4 protein-coding genes are annotated in these 4740 nt (G+C 34.2%); 3 read left to right on the top strand and 1 reads right to left on the bottom strand.

The features are described 5' to 3' along the window. Positions 1–161 precede the first annotated feature (161 nt). On the bottom strand, positions 162–2459 hold the full coding sequence (locus QZ143_RS09350; RefSeq protein ID WP_292883537.1) for a hypothetical protein: 2298 nt from the start codon (positions 2457–2459) through the stop codon (positions 162–164). A 952-nt stretch (positions 2460–3411) separates the two neighbouring features. Between QZ143_RS09350 and QZ143_RS09345 the strand changes: the two genes are divergently transcribed. The 3 genes from QZ143_RS09345 to QZ143_RS09335 form a co-directional block, all read left to right on the top strand. Beyond that, positions 3412–4068, top strand: coding sequence for a hypothetical protein (locus QZ143_RS09345; protein ID WP_292883534.1), 657 nt, complete (start codon positions 3412–3414; stop codon positions 4066–4068). A gap of 47 nt (positions 4069–4115) precedes the next feature. Further along, a complete protein-coding gene (locus QZ143_RS09340; RefSeq protein WP_292883532.1) occupies positions 4116–4541 on the top strand; it encodes a hypothetical protein in 426 nt (141 codons plus the stop codon). Further along, positions 4538–4740: hypothetical protein (locus QZ143_RS09335; protein WP_292883529.1), on the top strand; the 203-nt coding region annotated here is incomplete at its 3' end. The genes QZ143_RS09340 and QZ143_RS09335, both read left to right, overlap by 4 nt.

Genomic DNA, 4740 nt, shown 5'->3' with positions numbered 1-4740 from the left:
CCCAATCCCCAATCCCCAATTTGATGTTTTAATTGCATATAGATAGTATATTATGAAATATTTAATAAAATTTTTTTAATAAGTATTATAATTAAATAGGCCTGTGAAAATGAAAAACATTTTTAAATCATCAAGCAATATTTTAATTTGATTTTTCCAAATTATGAAGCATTAATAAAATTAGAATTTATTAAAAACATAAAAAGCATTTGAATTTCCTCTGAACTATATAATCCTTCATTTCCACAATTAAGAACAAATAAATTTCCAATATTAATTTCATTTATTAAATCTATTATATTTTTTTTTTCATTGTCTTCTTTAATAAGTTCATTAATTGAAGTTTCAGGGATATTTAATCCCATATTAGTAGCATTTTTATCTTTATCTGCATCGTCATCATCATTATCTTGATCATCAATAATTATTTCAATATTTTTATTTTTTTTACTCAAAAAGTTATCTTCATAGAATTTTTGAATTTTTGTCAAACATTCCAAAACAGTTTTTAATGAGCTTGTTAAGATTCCATCACTTATAACATATTTTTCTGGATTATTTAATATTTTTTCAATCCTTTTATTAACATAAGGAAATTTTTTAACAATTGCATTATAAGCCACAATTAAATCAGTGGCATATTTTCCGCCAATTTTATAGCTTCCCCATGCCAGCAAATTAACAAAAAAATTATTTAAAATATTTTTTCTGTTATCATTTGTTTTATACAAAGACAATAAAGTCTCCCCCCCTGCATCGAATTTTTCAAATAGATGCTGGATTGAAGTTATTATTTTAAGTTCTTGTTGCTTATCTCCTTCTTTATGTAATTCTTTTACAAATGGGGACACTGTTTCAATGTTACTCATTTGGGAATCCATATCTGATGTATTTGTTAAACTTGTATTGATTTTAAAGTTAACTGATTCCATTATTGAATTTAACTCTAATCTGTAATCTTTTGATTCATTTTGAGTATTTATTATTTTTTCTAATACATAAAATATATCGTTTTCAAAACAATCATATTCTCTATCTTTTTCTTCTAATATTGTGTCTAAAATATATTCTCTTTTATCATTGTTTCTAGTTAATTTATTGTAAAAATCCTTTGCCATTTTTGTTCTCAAGGATATATTATGATTTATAAATTCTTTTTTTAAATCATATGATATTAACTTATAAACATTGTTTCCATTTTTCTTCCTTTTTAAGCTACTATTCAATAATTGGACAATATCACAATCACTAAGAAACACTCCTTTTAAAACGTATTTAATATTTTCAAAAGTTAAATCTTTGATGAAGTCATATAAGGATCCAAAACATCTATCAACAAAACAGAAGTTAACTTTATTTTGACTGCATAAATAGCTAGCGGGAATTCCACCTAAATTAATACCATGAACACCGATATTTGTGAAATTATATTTCTTTTTGATATATTCAATTATTTCTTCGGCATCTGTCTGCATATTGGATATAGTGGAAAATCCATTACTTTGACCATATCCTCTATAATTATATACTACAACATTTATATTCCAACTTAAATAATATTCAATCCATCTATCATAATAAACTGATAGTTCATATGGATATGAAGATTTGTTACATATTAAAATAGCTGATTTATTTTTTTCTTTATGTTCTTCTGTACTACTTTCACTAAAAGTTAAGCTATTTTCTCTGTGTATTTCTCCACTATCTTTTGATTCTTCTTTAGGTTTATCTTCTTCTTTATCAAAATGGACTTCTGGTATAGCTTTGATTTCCTTAATATCAATCATACGTGTTAATCTTTTTCTAACTCTTCTCTCAACTTTTTCAGGTTTATCTTTATTTTCTTTATTTTCTGATTTTTCCTTTATTTCCACTTTTTCATTATTTTTAATCAAAAGACAATCTAAACTTATTTTACTATTTTTTATATTCACTTTGAAAGGTTCACAATTATAACTGGATAAAATTTCATTTTTTAATTGTATTAATGAACCAAAGGAATCATTTTTAATGAAATTAATAATATTAGACCATAAACTTCCTTTTAATTGAAAATATTTAATTTGATCATTTATTTTATCTATGTCATCAATCATTTTATCTAGTGATTTATCTAATTTTTCACTTTTTATTTCAAATTTTTTATTCCTATTAAAGCGAATTGTTGCCTCCGAGACAATCTTACTTAAATTACTTTCTTCTATTGTCATTTTTAACCTATTCAAACAAACAACTATATTTTTTTGGAATGAAGATATTTTATTCTCATCTGATGCATTTGATAATTTTAAATATGAGTAAATTAAATCATTTATTGAACTTAAAGTAGAAGATTTAGAATATAATTCATTAATATTTGATATTTGTTGATTATTATTACTATACAAACTTTTTAAAGATTCTTTGAAATTTTCCAGTTCTTCTGAGAATTTTTTTGATATTTTTAATCCTAACAACCAGCAATTATATTTTGTTAATAAAGAACAACTACCTCCAAATATGCAAATGTGAACAATATAATATAATAATATATAATGAAGAATCAGTTCAATTATTCGCAACAGCCTGTCGCTTAACCCTGTTTCCTGATGACGATGAGGTGAAGGTCGGCAAAAAACAGGGATTGCTGATTTTACCCTCCCTTCCTCCCGTCACCCCTCTCAAATGCCGATGTACAAAGGGTTTGAGGCACGGGAGGGAGAGTGATTGTCCCTCCCGTCACCCTCCCGTTTTTCAGTTCGCTCCCTCCCATTTTTTTGAGATTCGCTCCATAACTGTTGTGAACCATTTTGGTTGACAGTTTCGTATTTTATTCTAACTGGGTTTACGTCAGCAGAATGTAAGAGCCCAATGAGAAGATAAGGGACCCTTGACGGGAGGGAGACGGGAGGGAGAACTGAAAAGGGTCCCGTGGCTCAAGCCCTTTGTACATCGGCCTTTGAAGGGGGTGAAGGGAGGAAGGGAGGGTGAAATTGAAAAAACTTTTTTTCTGATGCGAATAAGGAACGCTTATGGATTAATAAGGTATCCTTATTGAGGAATAAGGAACCCTTATTGCGGAATAGCCTAAGGTTATGGTGCTACAACTTTTAGGTTTAAAGCAGCCAAGAGTCCGCAGGCTTCGGACTGAGAGTCCGTAAGCATCGGACTGGCAGTCCGAACTGCTCGGACTAAGCATTGCTACGAAAGACTAAAGGCTTCCAATGTTTTGAATCAAAAACTAACGCGACCAATATAGCCATGTCTTCCTACAAAACCATAAAAAGTACCATTATTGCAACAACTATGCAAAAAAAGTCAAAAAAGTTTGGATAATAGTGAACTTTTTTGTATCTTTGTAACTGCAATGTACTGATAGGCATGACATTAGCATCAAAGAAATGAACAACAACTTTATTTTTTAGGCGTATGAAAAAGAAAAGTATTATTATCCTGTGTTCGGTGGTAGCTATTTGTGCCATCGGGTTGATTTCCTCCCTCTATGTTGATTGGCCGGTAGATTTCAGCAAGGCAGATGGCGACATCGCAAAGGCTGATAAATTCTCTCGTGAACAAGCTTCTAAGGACCTTTCTAATATGGAAGAGCTCCTTAAGACCGATTCTGCATTCAAGGATGGTATTGTGGTAGCCCAGGTGGTGATGCAAACACGCGCAGCCCAGTTCGGCACGCTGGTTGACATATCAAATGAGGTAGCCGGTAACATCCCCGAATTTGCCGAGGTACTCAAGGATATGAACGCCAAGCGTGAGGTGGTGAACAACGTTGCCAGTTCGCTGGCAGAGTCAGCCGAAAAGCTGAATGCCGCCCTGGGCGGTGAGGAGTGTCCCGACTTGGCTCAGTCCACCATCAACGCTTCACTGGCTTACACCACGCTCCAGAAGCAGAACAATTTGGCTAACCGTTTCATCGAGACCACCGACAAGTATCTGGAGACAGCCCAGGGTGACGATAAACTGAAGCTCGTCCGCGACCAGTGGTTGGAGTATCAGCAGATGACTGCTGCACTCGATGGTGACAAGACCAGTGCTGCCTGCTTAGTGGCGAGAAGGCTCTTGCAGCCGTAGCTAATTTCGATATTGCTGAGCGTTTGGTTGTGCTGCAAAGTTGCGAGTTGGCTCAGGCTATGAAGCTTCCCAACCAGATTGGAAACTCAATTCGGCCAAAGGCTCTCGAAAGTGAAATCAGTTCGGCTCTCCTTGCTCAGAAAGAGGTCCTTGCCCGTGGTCCTATAAAAGTTCCCCATAATGCTCAGAAAGAGGTTCTTGCCCGTGGTCCTATAAAAGTTCCCCATAATGCCCAGAAGGAGGTTCTTGCTGGCCGTAAGATCGATTTACATAATGCATTGATGTTGAGTAGCGGTAGCAAGGTGATGGAGGCTTTCCATACCGCACTGAGTAATGTCGCCAATAATCCTGCCCTGAATCAGAGCCAGAGCGGCAATCTCAATCTTGCGATTGGCAACATCATCAGTCAGACAGCAGCAGCAAACAACAGTGAAAAGCTGAATAGGAAGCCAGGACCCCCCATTGAGAAATGACAACAGCGTTGTATATGCGTAACTGTATTGCTGTTTTTCTGCTGTTGTTGATTCCTTGTATATCCAAGGGGCAGACGCAGACCTATTACCAGTATAAGATGAACGAAGCCACGCTGGTGTTCTTTGACAAGAACCTGTCTCGCTACATTCCTCACATGATACGCATGTACCAGAACGGCAAAGCGCTTCATGAGCAGAT

The sequence above is a fragment of the Methanobrevibacter sp. UBA188 genome (assembly GCF_905234905.1).
In the GTDB taxonomy this organism is placed as follows: domain Archaea; phylum Methanobacteriota; class Methanobacteria; order Methanobacteriales; family Methanobacteriaceae; genus Methanocatella.
The sequence above is the reverse complement of the archived record's forward strand: the minus strand, read 5'-3'. Positions and strand labels throughout refer to the sequence as shown.

Excerpts from the sequence above, each read along its gene's own strand:
- QZ143_RS09345 (WP_292883534.1), top strand. The coding sequence starts at position 3,412 with ATGAAAAAGAAAAGTATTATTATCCTGTGTTCGGTGGTAGCTATTTGT.